Origin of the sequence: Pseudomonas sp. MWU12-3103b (assembly GCF_023100615.1) — a bacterium.
GTDB classification, from domain to species: Bacteria; Pseudomonadota; Gammaproteobacteria; order Pseudomonadales; family Pseudomonadaceae; genus Aquipseudomonas; species Aquipseudomonas putida_A.
The window spans coordinates 357507-372106 of sequence record NZ_JALMEY010000002.1 but is presented as its reverse complement, the minus strand read 5'-3'; the positions used below and the strand labels follow the sequence as shown (position 1 = coordinate 372106).

Sequence of the window (14600 nt, the reverse complement as noted above, 5' to 3'; positions counted from 1 at the left end):
GTTTTTGCCCGTAGCGATTCTTCCCCGCCACTACATTTCGCAGAATCGGCCCCACAGCGGCGTCCGAACCTGTGCTCAACGGTGCGCCGACATAAATAAAACAAAGACGATGAGGCCCTACCCGTGGACAAGATTCTTCACCAACCACTGGGCGGCAACGAAATGCCGCGCTTCGGCGGCATCGCCACCATGCTCCGACTCCCCCATGTACCGACCGCTGCCGGCCTGGACGCTGCCTTCGTTGGCGTGCCACTGGATATCGGTACTTCGCTGCGCCCCGGCACTCGCTTCGGGCCGCGCGACATCCGCACCGAATCGGTGATGATCCGCCCGTACAACATGGCCACCGGCGCCGCGCCGTTCGACTCGCTGTCGGTTGCCGACATCGGTGACGTGGCGATCAACACCTTCAACCTGCTCGACGCCGTGCGCATCATCGAAGAAGCCTACGACAACATCCTCGAGCACAACGTGATCCCGATGACCCTGGGTGGCGACCACACCATCACCCTGCCGATCCTGCGTGCGATCCATAAGAAGCACGGCAAGGTCGGTCTGGTGCACATCGATGCCCACGCTGACGTCAACGATCACATGTTCGGCGAGAAGATTGCCCACGGCACGACCTTCCGTCGCGCCGTCGAAGAAGGTCTGCTGGACTGCGACCGCGTGGTGCAGATTGGTCTGCGCGCGCAGGGCTACACCGCTGACGACTTCAACTGGAGCCGCGATCAGGGCTTCCGCGTCGTACAAGCCGAAGAGTGCTGGCACAAGTCGCTGGCGCCGCTGATGGCCGAAGTGCGCGAGAAAGTCGGCGGCGGCCCGGTGTACCTGAGCTTCGACATCGACGGCATCGACCCGGCCTGGGCGCCCGGCACCGGCACCCCGGAAATCGGTGGTCTGACGACCATTCAGGCGATTGAAATCGTTCGCGGCTGTCAGGGCCTCGACCTGATCGGCTGCGATCTGGTAGAAGTCTCGCCCGCCTACGACACCACCGGCAACACCTCGCTGCTGGCCGCCAACCTGCTGTACGAAATGCTCTGCGTACTGCCTGGCGTGGTTCACCGCTGAGGGTTCGGCCATGAACGAACGTGATCAGGTGTTGAAAGCGGCTGCCGATCTGGTGTCCGCCTTCGCTCGTAACGATCGCGAGGCTTATTTCGGCGCGTTCAGCGCCGATGCAAGTTTCGTGTTTTACACCCTCGAACAGCCGCTGCTGTCGCGCGATGCCTATCAGGCCTTGTGGGACAGTTGGCGCGCCGAGGATGGCTTTGAAGTGCTGTCGTGCACTTCGAGCAACGCCTTCGTCAGCCTGCAAGGTGACGTGGCGGTGTTTATCCATGACGTGGCCACCGAGCTGCGCATGCAAGGGGAGCAACATTTCAGCCAGGAGCGCGAGACGATTGTTTTCAAGAAACAAGCGTCGAGCCTAGAACAACAAGGCCATTGGCTGGCCTGCCACGAACATTTGTCCGCAATGCCGGAAGGGCTGCCATCCCCTTAGCCAAACAGGTGACGCCTCACACACGATGAGGCGCGCCTTTATGATCGGAGCAGATCATGAATAACAACAACAACAACGACCAAAGCCTTACGCAAATTGAAACCCACGGGGTCGAACAGATCCCGGACCACGAACGCACCGCAGGCCCGACGGACTTGTTCCGGATGATCTTCGGTGGTTCCAATACCTTTGCCACCGCCGTGCTCGGCAGTTTCCCGGTGCTGTTCGGTCTGTCGTTTCAGGCCGCTGTCTGGGCGATTGTGTCGGGCGTGCTGCTCGGCTCGCTGATCCTCGCCCCGATGGGCCTGTTCGGCCCGCTCAACGGCACCAACAATGCCGTGTCCTCGGGTGCTCACTTCGGCGTGCACGGGCGGATCGTCGGTTCGTTCCTGTCGCTGTTGACCGCCATCGCATTTTTCTCGCTCTCGGTGTGGAGTTCGGGCGATGCGCTGATCGGGGGTGCGAAACGCCTGATTGGTCTGCCGGAAACCGACCTGACCCTGGGCCTGGCCTACGGCCTGTTCGCGATTCTGGTGCTGACCGTGTGCATCTACGGCTTCCGCTTTCTGCTGTGGGTGAACAAGATCGCGGTGTGGAGCGCCAGCCTGTTGTTCCTGCTGGGCATCTTCGCCTTCGCCGGTCCTTTCGACGTCAACTACGCCGGCACCGTGAACCTCGGTCAACCGGGCTTCTGGGCGGCGTTCATCGGCGCGGCGCTGGTCGCGATGAGCAACCCGATCTCGTTCGGTGCGTTCCTCGGCGACTGGTCGCGCTACATTCCGCGTGACACCTCCAAGCAGCGGATCATGGCCGCTGTGGTGCTGTCGCAGATCGCCACGTTCATCCCGTTCCTGTTCGGCCTGAGCACCGCGACCATCGTCGCGATCAAGGCGCCGGACTACATCGCGGCGAACAACTATGTGGGCGGCCTGCTGGCGGTATCGCCGAGCTGGTTCTTCCTGCCGGTGTGCCTGATTGCGGTGATCGGCGGCATGTCCACCGGCACCACCTCGCTGTATGGCACCGGGCTGGACATGTCCAGCGTGTTCCCACGGGTGCTGTCGCGGGTCAAGGCAACGTTGCTGATCGGCGTGCTGTCGATTGCCTTCATCTTCATCGGACGCTTCGCGGCGAACCTGGTGCAGAGCGTGTCGACCTTCGCCGTGCTGATCATCACCTGCACCACCCCGTGGATGGTGATCATGATCATCGGCCTGCTGGTGCGTCGCGGCTTCTACTGCCCGGACGACCTGCAAGTGTTCACTCGCGGCGAGCAAGGCGGACGCTACTGGTTCAACCACGGCTGGAACTGGCGTGGCCTGGGCGCATGGATCCCGAGCGCGGCGGTCGGCCTGTGCTTCGTCAACCTGCCGGGGCAGTTCGTCGGCCCGCTGGGTGAGTTGGCCGGCGGCATCGACATCAGCCTGCCGGTGACTCTGGGCCTGGCGTCGGTGGTGTATCTGACGCTGCTGAGCCTGTTCCCGGAACCGCGGGAGGTGTTCGGGCCCAAGGATGCACGCAGCCAAGGCGTAGCAAAACCTGAACTGCGTCAGGTCGCCTGATTAAACGCAAAACCTTGTGGGAGCGAGCTTGCTCGCGAAAGCGATCTATCAGTCACATCACTTTTGAATGTGCCGACGCCTTCGCGAGCAAGCCCGCTCCCACAAGGGCAAATCGAATTCAGCCTCACCATAAAAAAGACAATCGGAGACACGCCATCATGGCTTTGGATTTATTCGTCGTCCTCATCTACGCCGCCGGCATGCTGTTGCTCGGCTACTACGGCATGCGCAAGGCCAAGACCAACGAGGATTTTCTGGTCGCCGGGCGTAACCTGGGCCCAAGCCTGTACATGGGCACCATGGCCGCGACCGTACTGGGTGGCGCGTCCACCGTCGGCACCGTACGCCTGGGTTACGTGCATGGCATCTCCGGTTTCTGGCTGTGCGCGGCTCTGGGTTGCGGCATCGTTGCGCTGAACCTGTTCCTCGCCAAACCGCTGCTGAAACTGAAGATCTACACCGTTACCCAGGTGCTGGAAAAACGCTATAACCCGATGGCCCGCTCGGCAAGCGCGGCGATCATGCTGGCCTACGCGCTGATGATCGGCGTGACCTCGATCCTGGCGATCGGCACCGTGCTGCAAGTGCTGTTCGGCCTGCCGTTCTGGATCTCGGTATTGCTCGGCGGTGGCGTGGTGGTGATCTACTCGGCGATCGGCGGCATGTGGTCGCTGACCCTGACCGACATCGTCCAGTTCATCATCAAGACCGTGGGCCTGATGTTCATCCTGTTGCCGATCTGCCTGTACCGCGTCGGCGGCTGGGACGAACTGGTGCTGAAGCTGCCGGCAGCGGCGTTCAACTTCACCACCATCGGCTGGGACACGATCATCACCTACTTCATGATCTACTTCTTCGGCATCCTCATCGGTCAGGACATCTGGCAACGGGTGTTCACCGTCAAGACCGCCAAAGTCGCCCAGTACGCCGGCAGCATCGCCGGTATCTACTGCATCCTCTACGGTCTGGCCTGCGCGCTGATCGGCATGGCCGCGCACGTACTGATCCCGGATCTGGACAACGTCAACAACGCCTTCGCCGCCATCGTCAAACTGTCGCTGCCGGACGGCATCCGTGGTCTGGTGATCGCTGCTGCTCTGGCGGCGATGATGTCCACCGCCAGCGCCGGCCTGCTGGCTGCTGCCACCACGCTGACTGAAGACCTGCTGCCGAAACTGCGCGGCGGCAAACAGTCGAGCCTGGCGATCAACCGCCTGTTCACCCTGCTCACCGGTGTCGTGGTGCTGGGTATCGCGTTGGTGGTGAATGACGTGATCAGCGCCCTGACCCTGGCCTACAACCTGCTGGTGGGCGGCATGCTGATTCCGCTGATCGGTGCGATCTTCTGGAAACGTGCGACCACCGCCGGCGCCATCGCCAGCATGGGCCTGGGTTTTGCCACCGCGCTGCTGTTCATGTTCAAGGATGGTCTGGACGCCAACACGCCGATCTACTACAGCCTGGCTGTGGGGCTGGTGAGTTTTGTGGTGGTCAGCCTGGTCTCCCCTCGCCCGGCGACGGTGGCGAGTGCGATCTAAGCTTTGATGTAACGACTTGATGCTTTCTTCGACGGGTGTGGCGTCGGTTGCCACACCCGTTTTTTTCGTCTGGAGAAAATGATTGATGAAGATTGTTTCTCGCAATCAGTGGTTTGAAGTTCAGAATCTGAGCGATGGCATTCGGTTGATTCACGAGCCGTACATCCGCCCGTTCTATCGCTGCAACCTCTGGCACATTCAGGGCCGCGACAAGGATCTGCTGCTCGACAGTGGCTCAGGGCTGGTCAGCCTGCGCGAGCAGTTGCCGTGGATTACCGAGCGACCGCTGGTGGCAGTGGCCAGTCATTGCCACTTCGACCATATCGCCGGGCATCACGAATTTGCTGAACGCCTGGTGCATCGCGCCGAGGCCGACATCCTCGCCGCGCCGGACGGAGAGAACGACCTGAGCCGGGCCTTCGTCGGCGACGACATGTTCGAGGCGCACCCGGACTGCCCGCTGTGCTACGCCGAATACCGGGTGAAGGCCGCGCCGGCCACCGGTTTTGTCGAGGATGGCGATGTGCTGGATCTGGGCAATCGCACCTTGCAGGTGCTGCACACGCCGGGGCACTCACCGGGCGGGATCAGCCTGTATGAAGCGGCGACCGAAACGTTGTTCAGCGGCGACATCATTTACGACGGGCCGTTGATCGAGGACGCCTACCACTCCAATCTGCAGGATTACGCCGCCAGTCTGCGACGCTTGCATGCGCTGCCGATCCGCACCGTGCATGGCGGACATTTCGGCAGTTTTTCCGGCGGGCATTTGCGTTCGATGATTGACGAATGGTTGCGTCGACACGCTTGAGTCCTGCTGTAATCAGTCAAAACAACAACGAAATCATCTGCCATGAGAAGAGCTGCCGTGCGTGCTGCCGTGCACCGATACATTCGGCGCCTGCTGGAATCCCGCGAATTCAACGACGACACCAGTCTGGTGCAGTTAGGGCTGGAGAAGGCAGATATCGAAGATCTGATATTTCATCTGGAAGATGAGTTCGGACTGACGGCGTTCACGGCCGAAGAGGATCACATACTCAAGACCGCGAAGACCGCGAATGACCTGAGTCGATTTCTGCTAGAGATTGGAAGGCATTGAGAGGGTTTGCCAAATACAACCATCAGGGTGAGCTGAAACCCTGTGGCGAGGGAGCTTGCTCCCGCTGGGCTGCGAAGCAGCCCCAAAACCATTCAGCCCGGTTGTGTCAGACGGACCTTGTTCAGTGACCTTACGACTGCTGCGCAGCCGAGCGGGAGCAAGCTCCCTCGCCACAACAAGCGTCACTCACATGGAGCCGTACTTACCGCCGGCGAGGCTGACGCCGGCGCTGTTCGTCATCGGTGCGGATCGGTACGGGTTGCAGAGGCGGTTCGATCAAGCCGAGGGCAACACCCAAATCGTGCAGCCAGTTCTGAATTTTCTCTTTCATCGTCATGCCCCCTTCAGGGTAGTGCTGAGCGGCCGGAATTCTGAGGCCGCTTCGCACTGATAATAGTCCGAAGTCCTACGCAATGCTCGGCCAAATCCGCAATGATCTGTTACTGAATTGAACAGAATTACGGTTGGTTGGTTCACGCCGTCTGCCGGGTTTCACTCGATGCCACGGGATAGAGCGCTTGCTGCTGTTCAATCCAGGCATTGAGATTGGCCCCGACCATGCCCTTGCGCCACATGAGCCACGTTGTCGCACTGGCAAACGGTTCGGCCAACGGGTGCACTGCAACGCTCTCGCGCCCCGGCAGACTGGCGAGCATCGACTCCGACATCAATGCCACACCGCTGCCGGCAATCACGCAGGCAAGCATGCCCTGATACGACTCGATCTCCATCGCCCGGCCCATCGCCGCCTGATAGTGAACGAACCACGCCTCCAGCCGCGCGCGGTAGGCGCAACCATGACGAAAGGTGAATACCGCCCTGCCCTCGACCTCCTTGGCGCTGCGGATCGGCGGATGGTCGGCTTCGCTGATCAGCACCAGACGCTCGTCGCACAGCGGCACGCCGTCGATCCCCGCCAATTGTGGCGGGCCGTCCACCAACGCCGCATCAAGACGCCCGGAGACCAGACCTTCGAGCAACTCGCCGCTGGGTCCGGACTGCACTTGCAGATTCACCGCCGGGTATTGCTTGTGATAGCGCGCCAGCAACGCCGGCAAATGGATCGCCGCGGTGCTGTACAGCGTGCCGAGGACAAAATCCCCGGCCGGCTGCCCGCCCATCACCGCTGCACTGGCCTGATCGCGCAGGGCGAACAGCTTGCCGGTGTAGTCCAGCAGGACCTTTCCCGCAGGCGATAACTGCAAACGCTGACGCTCACGAACGAAAAGTTCGACGCCCAATTGCTCTTCCAGCTGTTTGAGCCGGGTCGACAGGTTGGACGGCACTCGGTGCAGGCGTTCTGCTGCGCGGGTGATCGAACCTTCCTCGGCGACTGCCTGAAAGATCCGCAACTGGCTGAACTCCACGACCTTTCTCCATAACAGAACAAGTTACTCACTATTATTCAATTTTAAAGAAAGTCAATCGCTTCTAGCCTGACGGTCATTGCTCCTTCAAAGGAATCCCGACCATGTCGCCACTGATTCGCTTATCCGCCTGTTTCGTCGCCCTGATGATGGCCATGGGCATCGGGCGTTTCGCCCTCACCCCGCAATTGCCGCACTTGCTCAGCGAAGGCCAGGTCGACCTGACGGCCGCCGGTCTGATTGCTGCGGCCAACTACCTCGGTTACCTGCTGGGCGCGGTGGACGCGATGTTCGCCCACCGTCCGCAGCAAGTGCAGCGCCGGTTGCATGGCGGTTTGTGGCTGTGTGTGCTGCTGACCCTGGCATCGTTCTGGGCCAACGGCTTCTGGGCGCATTTGCTGCTGCGCTTCGGTACCGGGGTGGCGAGTGCCTGGGTGCTGGTGATGATCACCGCATTGAGTCAGCCGCTGGCAGCGGCGGCAGGCCGGCCACGGCTGGGGGCACTGGTATTTGCCGGTCCCGGACTGGGAATTTTTCTGACCGGGTTACTGGCACTGTTCTCACATCTACTGAATCAGACCTCTGCCACCTTGTGGCTGATCTATGCCGCCGTGGCGCTGGTGATGTTGCTGGGGATCGTGCGGATCCTGCCGCAACCGGGCCTGCACACACCGGTCGCCACCCTCAACGTCAACCATTCGAATCGCGGCATCCCGCGTCTGGCGGCGGTGTATGCGTTATATGGCGTGGGTTACATCATCCCGGCCACGTTTCTCTCGCAAATGGCCAACGCGCAATTTCACGGGCAATGGCAGGCCGACCTGTTCTGGCCGTGCTTCGGTCTTGGCGCGGCGATTGGCGTGCTGTTGGTGAGCCTGCGTCGCCACGATCCGAACACCACACGGCACTGGCTGACCGCCACCCTGTGGTTGCAGGCGCTCGGGGTCTTCGCCTGTCTGTTGGGCAGCGGTTATGGCCTGGCGCTGGGGGTGGTGTTGTGCGGCATGCCGTTCCTGGCTTGCATGCAACTGGTGATGCAACGCTCGCGAGAACTGGCGCCGCACACAACTCAGCGCAACGCCGGACTGCTGACCGCATGCTTCGCCGTCGGCCAGCTCAGCGGCCCGTTACTGGCGGCGCTGAGCAGCCATTTCAGCGGTGGTCTGCAACCAGCGCTGATCATTGCCGGCAGCGGTCTGCTGATTGCCGGCGGGCTTGCGCTGCAATCGGTCAGTGCTGGCCGAGGGCTTTGCGCAAACGCCGACGCACCCACTGCTCAGCGCTGACAAAGGTAATGCCAAGCAACACCAGCACCGCGCCGATGACGAAGTTCACGCTCAACTCTTCACCAAGCAGCACCACGCCGAACGTGACGCCGAACAACGGCGTCATGAACGAAAACACCGCAAGGTTAGCCGCCAGATAGCGGCGCAGCAGCCAGAACCAGGTCAGGTAACTGAAGAACGACACCACCAGGCCCTGGAACAGCACGCTGGCCACCGCCACGCTGGTCAGGCTGACGTGGCTGATCTGGCCGCTGAACAGCGCGATCAACAGCAGGCCGACGAAGCCGACGATCAGCTGATAGAACAGAGTCAACGTCACCGGTGCTTCCGACAGACGCGAGGCGCGCACCACCACAGTGGTCGCGCCCCAGCAGGCACCGGCAATGACCCCGAACGCATCGCCCAGCAGCATGCGCCGGTCGAGGTTATCCCACGACACGCCGCCGGCGAAGGCAATGGCGATACCGACGAAGGCGAGCAGAATTCCCAGCCATTGCAAAGGCCGCAGGCGTTCACTGGCCAACAGAAAATGCACGCCGAGCGCGGTGAAAATCGGCGCGGTGTAGAGGAACACCGACATGTGCGCGGCGGTGGTCAGTTGTAGACCTTCGGCGATGAAGAAGAACTCCAGACCGAACAGCGCACCGGCCAGCAGCCCTCCACGCCAGGTGTTGCCGACCTGATCCCAGCCGCCCTTCCAGCACAGCAGCAAACCCACCAGCAACGCGGAAATCCCCGAACGCCCGGCCGCCTGCATCACTGGCGCGATGTCGGGCGCGGCCCACTTGATCATCACTTGCTGCACGCCCCAGATCAGGCACAGGCCGATCATCACCTGCAAGGCAAACCCATCGGCATTGCGCCGCTCGACACTCACCGCAACACCTCAAACACACACAACATGGCAGCCGTCCAATGGTCAGAAATCAGTGTCGGGGATTATCAATCACTCGGGCAAAAAAAGCCGTCTGAAAAAGACTTTGTCTGCGTCAGTAACGTCACAGGCGAATGGTTGTCGGCTGCGCCGCCATTCGCTGGCAAGCCAGCTCCCATAGGATGATCGCATTCCCCCTGTGGGAGCGGGCTTGCTCGCGAAGGCGTCGCCCCAGACAACAAAGATTACGGGGCTGACTTCACAAATCGCTTTGCCGCCAAAAAGCCGACCGTACACGCCACAGCCGTAGCAAACGTCCCCCACGCCCAATCCAGCAAACTCACCTGCACCGACCACCCGCGCAATGTCGCCCAATTGGTCAGGTCATACGTGCCATACGCCACCAGCCCCAGCAGCGCGCCCATCTTTGCCGCACGTTGCCAGCTCTGTGCCGGCAACACCACAAACAGCACGCAGCCAAAAACATACAGACAATAAAAAACCGCTGCCGGAACCAGCAGCGGTTTTTCGAGCATCAGCGAACCGAGCAGTTCGCGGTAGGTTGGCGCCATCAGCACGCCGAGCCAGATACCGTCGAGCAACAGAAACGCCAGCAGAGTGGCGATATAAGCAAGCAACGGCTTTTTCATTTACCCGACCTCAAGTGACCCCATGCAACATGGGCCCCGGAAGGCTCAGGTTAGTTCAATGCGATCGGCATGAATGACGATCTTGCCTTCCTTGTACAGCGAACCGATGGCCTTCTTGAAGTTGCCCTTGCTGACACCGAACAGACTGCTGATCAACGCCGGATCGCTCTTGTCGCTGACGGCCAGCGTGCCATTGTTTTCGCGCAACTTGGCGAGGATCTTCGAGCTCAGGCTGCTCGCCGCTTCCTGGCCAACCGGTTGCAGGCTGAGGCTGATCTTGCCGTCGGCGCGCACTTCCTTGATGAAACCCTTCTCGCGCATGCCGGAACGCATGAACTTGAAGATCTCATTCTTGTGGATCAAGCCCCAGTGCTTGTTGTTGATGATCGCCTTGAAGCCCATGTCGGTGGCTTCGGCCACCAGCAGATCAACTTCCTGACCGGCGCTGTAGTTGGCCGGGGTCTTGTCGAGATAGCGATCCAGACGTGCGGTGGCGGTGATGCGGCGGGTGTGTTTGTCGAGGTAGACGTGCACCACGCAGTACTCACCAGCGGTCATCTGCCGCTTTTCTTCGGAATACGGCAGCAACAGATCTTTGGGCAGGCCCCAATCGAGGAACACACCGATGCTGTTGATCTCAACAACTTTCAGGCTGGCAAATTCGCCGACCTGAACTTTTGGTTTTTCAGTGGTAGCGATAAGTTTGTCATCGCTGTCCAGATAAATAAAAACGTTGAGCCAGTCTTCATCTTCGCTGGGAATATCTTTAGGGATATAGCGGTTGGGCAAAAGAATTTCGCCGTCGGCACCGCCGTCCAGATATAAACCGAAGTTAGTGTGTTTAACCACTTGCAAACTGTTGTAACGCCCGACTAAAGCCATTTTCCAAAACCCTCATTGCGTGGGCGGCATTCTACCCGGTTTTGCCGGTCTCGTTCGCTGGGCAAGCAGCCTGCCGCAGAAAATCTGCGGAAGCCTTGATTTTCCTTGGTTTGCGCAGGCGGCTTGCCATTCGTCAGGCCAGCGCGAAGCCTGCTGTGCCGTTTCACGGCGGACATTTGCGCCAATGAAGAATAAATGTTGTTATTTAAAACAGTGGCTTAGGGGAATATTCCGATTATTTAATCGAGGATAATCCACCCACGCACTCAGTTATTCCCGGGGATATTTATCAAGCAATTGTCAAGTTATTCCTGTACGATGCCTGGCCGAGTTACTTTTCTACAGGTTAATGGCCGCCATGCGTGTAAAAGCATCCACCAGCAAAGCAAAGCCAGCTCCAGCCGTTGAAACCAGCGAATCGATCAACGATCAGATCGCAGCGTTCCTCAAGTCCGGCGGCGAAATCCAGCAAATTGCCAAAGGCGTCAGCGGCCAGACGTTCGGTCCTTCCAAGCAGATCAGCCTGGGCAAGAAGTAACACCCGGTAATACACCCGTCCTGAGACGCTTTGAGCTTCGAAGCGTCTGGACTGGCACCCGCGTTACACCCTCCTTCTGTTTAACCAAATCCTTTGAAAATCGACGAACGGCCATCATTGCCGAGCATTCGCCGGTATCCTTGCACGCGTCTGGATCAAGCGTTTCAGCAGGCCAAGCCCTGCCCTCGCTGTTCATGGAGTGACGCATGCTCAAATCAACTTTCTGTTTATTGTTTGTGGGCCTTATGGCCTGCTCATCGGCGCACGCGCAAATTTTCCAGCGCGAGCTCGGCGACTTCGACCTCAAACTCGGCACCACGCCCAGCCGCAGCATGGCTCAGGGACTGGTCAAGCCGTCAGCCGTCGGCTCGTTTCACGGCGGCCTCGATCTCAGCCACGACAGCGGCCTGTATGTCGGCCAGTATGCACCGAGCATGGGCCTGACCCCGGGCAAGAATCTGGAAATCGACTCCTACGTCGGTTTCAAACAACCTTTCGATCAGACCCTCGGCTACGAAGTCGGGATGATCCATTACAGCTATCCCAAGGTCGACACCCTCGACAGCCAAGAGCTGTTCGGTGGCCTGACCCTGCTCGGCAGCCGCTTCGGCGTGGCCGTGAGCAACGACCCGGACAAACAGAACAACACGCTGTTCGCCGACCTCGGCGGCAATCAGCCGTTCGGCATCGGGATCAGCATGAAATACACCACCCACCAACTGAACACGCCGGTGTCGGTGGACGGTGGTTATGTCAGCAGTTTTACCGATTGGTCGGTGAAATTTTCCCGGCCATTCATGGGCGTCGATCTCGATCTGATCTACAGCAATTCCAACCTCAGCGGCAGCGAATGCTCGGCGTACTCGGGGCACAACAGTCAGTGTGACGGGCTGGTGACGCTCAAGGCCGAGCGCGCATTCTATTGATCGGCTGAACTGCCGGGAGCTTCCTGCGTTCACATGAGAATCAGACGTCAGGCTCTCGCAAGGATTCGCTCATGTCTCGCTGGTTCAAACACCTCGCCACCCTGCTGATCTTCACCCTCGCCCTCGGCGCCTGCAGCCGCGTCGGCCTGGCCTACCGCAATCTCGACGTGATCATTCCATGGACGCTTGGCGACTATCTGGACATGACCAGCGAGCAAAAAGACTGGTTCAACGATCGCCTCAAGGAGCACCTGAACTGGCACTGCACCACGCAATTGCCGGGCTACCTCGACTGGCTGGATCGCTTGCAGGCAATGGTCGAAAGCAATCAGGTGACCGACGCTGCGCTGCAAGCACGAACCGAGGAAGCGAAAAAAGCCATTGCCGAAACTGCACGGCAGATCACACCGTCGGCCATCGAGCTGCTGCAAGGGCTGGACGACAAGCAAGTCGCCGAGATGAACGATGCGTTTGCCAAGGATCTGCGCAAACGTGAAAAGGAATACGTCCAACCGCCACTGGCGCAGCAGATCGCCGAGCGCGGCGCGCGCATGGACAAGCGCCTGACCGATTGGCTTGGCCCGTTGAGCGCCACTCAGGAACAACGGGTGATGGCCTGGTCGACCGCTCTGGGCGATCAGAACACTCAATGGATCGCCAACCGCGCACATTGGCAGCAGCAGTTCAGTAACGCCGTTGCCCAGCGAAAAAGTCCGGAATTCCCACATCGGATCGAGACACTTCTGGTCAACCGCGAGCGTTTATGGACATCGGATTACCAGAAGGCCTACGCCAACACCGAAGCACAGGCGCGCTCGCTGGCAGTGGATTTGATGGCCGAAAGTACGCCGCAGCAGCGTCAGCGGTTGCTGAAGAAAATCGAAGGGGTGCGTAAAGACTTCAATGACCTGAAGTGCCTGAAAGCTGCACAGAAACCTTAGTAGGATGCCAATCCAATGTGGGAGCGGGCTTGCTCGCGAATGCAGTGGATCATTCACCATCTATGTGCCTGATACAGCGCATTCGCGAGCAAGCCCGCTCCCACAAAAGGCCTGTCAGGCAATCTGCGCCTTTGAAGCCACCTCATCAAACGTCGCCTCATCCAGCGCATCTTCCTGCTCGTCCAGCACCTGCCGCGGATGATCATTTCCGGGAATGCTGCTGTCGATCAGGCTCAGCAGGCTTGATCCGCGTGGCGTCAGAATGAAATTGCTGCCGGTACTGCCCATATGATCAGGGCGCGGTTCGATAAATCCACGATCAAGCAACAAGCCTTCATATTCGCAGGCCACCGTTTTCAGGTGATCCAGATTCTCGATCGGCTCGCCTGCACTGGCTTTCTGCGCCGCATAGTCCTCGGCATATTTTCGCGGCGCGAAACTTTCGCCTGCACTGTTCTGCACTTCATGCAGCAAGCGTTCAATCAAATCCCAGTTATAAGTCGTCATCCTGATTCAACCTCCGGTGCGCGTGATTTGGGGCGCTGTCATAGGTTGTGACCCGGACGCATCGCAGCCGTTCAGCGGCATTTTCCGCAGAGACCGACCGGCGGTCTGTCGAATTGATCGAGGGTTAAACGACTAGTCTGACAAAGACGGTTTCAACCCCGCAGGAGAAATCATCATGAACGTCGAGAATCATCCGGTCGTATCGCGAGAAGAATGGCTCGCTGCGCGCAAACAACATCTGGCCGACGAAAAGGCCTTCACCCGTGAGCGCGACCGCTTGAGCGCCAAACGCCGCGCATTGCCCTGGGTCAAAGTCGACAAGGACTACCGCTTCCACGGCCCGCACGGCGAGCTGAAACTGGCCGACCTGTTCGGCCAACACAGTCAATTGATCGTTTACCACTTCATGTTCGCCAAGGACTGGGAAGAAGGGTGTCAGGGCTGCTCGTTCCTGTCCGACCACATCGACGGCGCCAATCTGCACCTGGCGCATCACGACATCGCAATGGTCGCGGTCTCCCACGCCCCGTTTGAACAGTTCCAGGCCTTCAAGCGGCGTATGGGCTGGAAATTCGACTGGGTGTCGTCAGACGGTTCCGATTTCAACTACGACTCTGGTGTTTGCGCCCGCGCTGAAGATGTTGCTGCAGGTAAGGCTACGTACAACTACGAAAAGACTGACAGTGCCGAGGAAGAAATGCCCGGCCTGAGCGTGTTTTATCGTGATGCAAAGGGCGACATTTTCCACACCTACTCAACCTATGCCCGCGGTCTGGACATGTTGGTGGGCGCCTACAACTACCTCGACCTCACGCCCAAGGGCAGGAATGAGGACGAGATCATGGAGTGGGTGCGGCATCATGATCGGTATGAAAATGAAAAGGCCTCGAGTTGCTGCCACCAGAGATAATCAGTAAATC

Annotated in this window: 17 protein-coding genes; 11 read left to right on the top strand and 6 right to left on the bottom strand. The window is 59.5% G+C overall.

Annotated elements, in window-relative coordinates; translation table 11 throughout:
- Positions 1-123 precede the first annotated feature (123 nt).
- The 6 genes from speB (at position 124) to M0808_RS05475 (ending at position 5709) form a co-directional block, all read left to right on the top strand.
- Positions 124-1074, top strand: coding sequence for an agmatinase (speB, locus tag M0808_RS05500; protein ID WP_003222717.1), 951 nt, complete (start codon positions 124-126; stop codon positions 1072-1074).
- 10 nt (positions 1075-1084) lie between these two features.
- The gene (locus tag M0808_RS05495) at positions 1085-1507 is read left to right on the top strand and encodes a nuclear transport factor 2 family protein (protein WP_027614575.1); all 423 of its coding nucleotides are present in this window, start codon (positions 1085-1087) and stop codon (positions 1505-1507) included.
- 56 nt (positions 1508-1563) lie between these two features.
- Entirely contained in the window at positions 1564-3069 is a 1506-nt protein-coding gene (locus tag M0808_RS05490; RefSeq protein WP_247840219.1) for a cytosine permease, read from the top strand.
- A gap of 158 nt (positions 3070-3227) precedes the next feature.
- A complete protein-coding gene (locus tag M0808_RS05485; RefSeq protein ID WP_047598203.1) occupies positions 3228-4607 on the top strand; it encodes a sodium:solute symporter in 1380 nt (459 codons plus the stop codon).
- 85 nt (positions 4608-4692) lie between these two features.
- Positions 4693-5418 (top strand): MBL fold metallo-hydrolase, encoded by a 726-nt coding sequence (locus tag M0808_RS05480; RefSeq protein ID WP_247840217.1) that lies wholly within the window; start codon positions 4693-4695, stop codon positions 5416-5418.
- 42 nt (positions 5419-5460) lie between these two features.
- Positions 5461-5709: an acyl carrier protein gene (locus tag M0808_RS05475; protein WP_139056008.1), complete on the top strand. Its 249-nt coding sequence runs from the start codon at positions 5461-5463 to the stop codon at positions 5707-5709.
- A 202-nt stretch (positions 5710-5911) separates the two neighbouring features.
- On the opposite strand, the gene M0808_RS28465 is transcribed toward M0808_RS05475, so the two are convergent.
- Together M0808_RS28465 and M0808_RS05470 are read right to left on the bottom strand one after the other, a co-directional pair.
- Complete coding sequence (locus tag M0808_RS28465) at positions 5912-6040, bottom strand: PA1414 family protein (RefSeq protein ID WP_003184145.1); 129 nt, start codon at positions 6038-6040, stop codon at positions 5912-5914.
- A 142-nt stretch (positions 6041-6182) separates the two neighbouring features.
- A complete protein-coding gene (locus M0808_RS05470; protein ID WP_027614570.1) occupies positions 6183-7076 on the bottom strand; it encodes a LysR family transcriptional regulator in 894 nt (297 codons plus the stop codon).
- 104 nt (positions 7077-7180) lie between these two features.
- On the opposite strand from M0808_RS05470, the gene M0808_RS05465 reads away from it, so the two are divergent.
- Positions 7181-8362: an MFS transporter gene (locus M0808_RS05465; RefSeq protein ID WP_027614569.1), complete on the top strand. Its 1182-nt coding sequence runs from the start codon at positions 7181-7183 to the stop codon at positions 8360-8362.
- On the opposite strand, the gene M0808_RS05460 is transcribed toward M0808_RS05465, so the two are convergent.
- The 3 genes from M0808_RS05460 to M0808_RS05450 all read right to left on the bottom strand — a co-directional run bounded on the left by M0808_RS05460 (position 8307) and on the right by M0808_RS05450 (position 10768).
- Positions 8307-9239, bottom strand: coding sequence for a DMT family transporter (locus M0808_RS05460; protein WP_027614568.1), 933 nt, complete (start codon positions 9237-9239; stop codon positions 8307-8309). The genes M0808_RS05465 and M0808_RS05460 overlap by 56 nt on opposite strands.
- A gap of 242 nt (positions 9240-9481) precedes the next feature.
- Entirely contained in the window at positions 9482-9886 is a 405-nt protein-coding gene (locus tag M0808_RS05455) for a DUF2177 family protein (RefSeq protein WP_027614567.1), read from the bottom strand.
- A gap of 45 nt (positions 9887-9931) precedes the next feature.
- The gene (locus M0808_RS05450) at positions 9932-10768 is read right to left on the bottom strand and encodes a S1-like domain-containing RNA-binding protein (protein WP_027614566.1); all 837 of its coding nucleotides are present in this window, start codon (positions 10766-10768) and stop codon (positions 9932-9934) included.
- Between the two features lie 349 nt (positions 10769-11117).
- Here M0808_RS05450 and M0808_RS05445 point away from each other — a divergent pair, with 349 nt between their 5' ends.
- From M0808_RS05445 to M0808_RS05435, 3 genes are all read left to right on the top strand, one after another.
- Positions 11118-11306 carry a hypothetical protein gene (locus M0808_RS05445; RefSeq protein ID WP_016985943.1) on the top strand — a complete coding sequence of 63 codons (189 nt, stop codon included), beginning with the start codon at positions 11118-11120 and terminating at the stop codon, positions 11304-11306.
- Between the two features lie 206 nt (positions 11307-11512).
- On the top strand, positions 11513-12232 hold the full coding sequence (locus M0808_RS05440; RefSeq protein WP_247267760.1) for a TorF family putative porin: 720 nt from the start codon (positions 11513-11515) through the stop codon (positions 12230-12232).
- A gap of 71 nt (positions 12233-12303) precedes the next feature.
- Positions 12304-13173 (top strand): DUF6279 family lipoprotein, encoded by an 870-nt coding sequence (locus M0808_RS05435; protein WP_247840215.1) that lies wholly within the window; start codon positions 12304-12306, stop codon positions 13171-13173.
- Positions 13174-13287: 114 nt separating this feature from the next.
- On the opposite strand, the gene M0808_RS05430 is transcribed toward M0808_RS05435, so the two are convergent.
- Positions 13288-13680 (bottom strand): transcriptional regulator, encoded by a 393-nt coding sequence (locus tag M0808_RS05430; protein ID WP_096797478.1) that lies wholly within the window; start codon positions 13678-13680, stop codon positions 13288-13290.
- A 175-nt stretch (positions 13681-13855) separates the two neighbouring features.
- On the opposite strand from M0808_RS05430, the gene M0808_RS05425 reads away from it, so the two are divergent.
- On the top strand, positions 13856-14590 hold the full coding sequence (locus tag M0808_RS05425) for a thioredoxin family protein (RefSeq protein WP_098967739.1): 735 nt from the start codon (positions 13856-13858) through the stop codon (positions 14588-14590).
- Positions 14591-14600: the final 10 nt, after the last annotated feature.

What these genes read in the sequence shown, in the direction of transcription:
- M0808_RS05440 (WP_247267760.1), top strand. Translation starts at nt 11,513, where the DNA reads ATGCTCAAATCAACTTTCTGTTTATTGTTTGTGGGCCTTATGGCCTGC.
- M0808_RS28465 (WP_003184145.1), bottom strand. Translation starts at nt 6,040, where the DNA reads ATGAAAGAGAAAATTCAGAACTGGCTGCACGATTTGGGTGTTGCCCTC.
- M0808_RS05455 (WP_027614567.1), bottom strand. Translation starts at nt 9,886, where the DNA reads ATGAAAAAGCCGTTGCTTGCTTATATCGCCACTCTGCTGGCGTTTCTG.
- M0808_RS05490 (WP_247840219.1), top strand. Translation starts at nt 1,564, where the DNA reads ATGAATAACAACAACAACAACGACCAAAGCCTTACGCAAATTGAAACC.
- M0808_RS05450 (WP_027614566.1), bottom strand. Translation starts at nt 10,768, where the DNA reads ATGGCTTTAGTCGGGCGTTACAACAGTTTGCAAGTGGTTAAACACACT.
- M0808_RS05430 (WP_096797478.1), bottom strand. Translation starts at nt 13,680, where the DNA reads ATGACGACTTATAACTGGGATTTGATTGAACGCTTGCTGCATGAAGTG.
- M0808_RS05445 (WP_016985943.1), top strand. Translation starts at nt 11,118, where the DNA reads ATGGCCGCCATGCGTGTAAAAGCATCCACCAGCAAAGCAAAGCCAGCT.
- M0808_RS05475 (WP_139056008.1), top strand. Translation starts at nt 5,461, where the DNA reads ATGAGAAGAGCTGCCGTGCGTGCTGCCGTGCACCGATACATTCGGCGC.
- M0808_RS05495 (WP_027614575.1), top strand. Translation starts at nt 1,085, where the DNA reads ATGAACGAACGTGATCAGGTGTTGAAAGCGGCTGCCGATCTGGTGTCC.
- M0808_RS05465 (WP_027614569.1), top strand. Translation starts at nt 7,181, where the DNA reads ATGTCGCCACTGATTCGCTTATCCGCCTGTTTCGTCGCCCTGATGATG.
- M0808_RS05485 (WP_047598203.1), top strand. Translation starts at nt 3,228, where the DNA reads ATGGCTTTGGATTTATTCGTCGTCCTCATCTACGCCGCCGGCATGCTG.
- M0808_RS05435 (WP_247840215.1), top strand. Translation starts at nt 12,304, where the DNA reads ATGTCTCGCTGGTTCAAACACCTCGCCACCCTGCTGATCTTCACCCTC.
- M0808_RS05480 (WP_247840217.1), top strand. Translation starts at nt 4,693, where the DNA reads ATGAAGATTGTTTCTCGCAATCAGTGGTTTGAAGTTCAGAATCTGAGC.
- M0808_RS05425 (WP_098967739.1), top strand. Translation starts at nt 13,856, where the DNA reads ATGAACGTCGAGAATCATCCGGTCGTATCGCGAGAAGAATGGCTCGCT.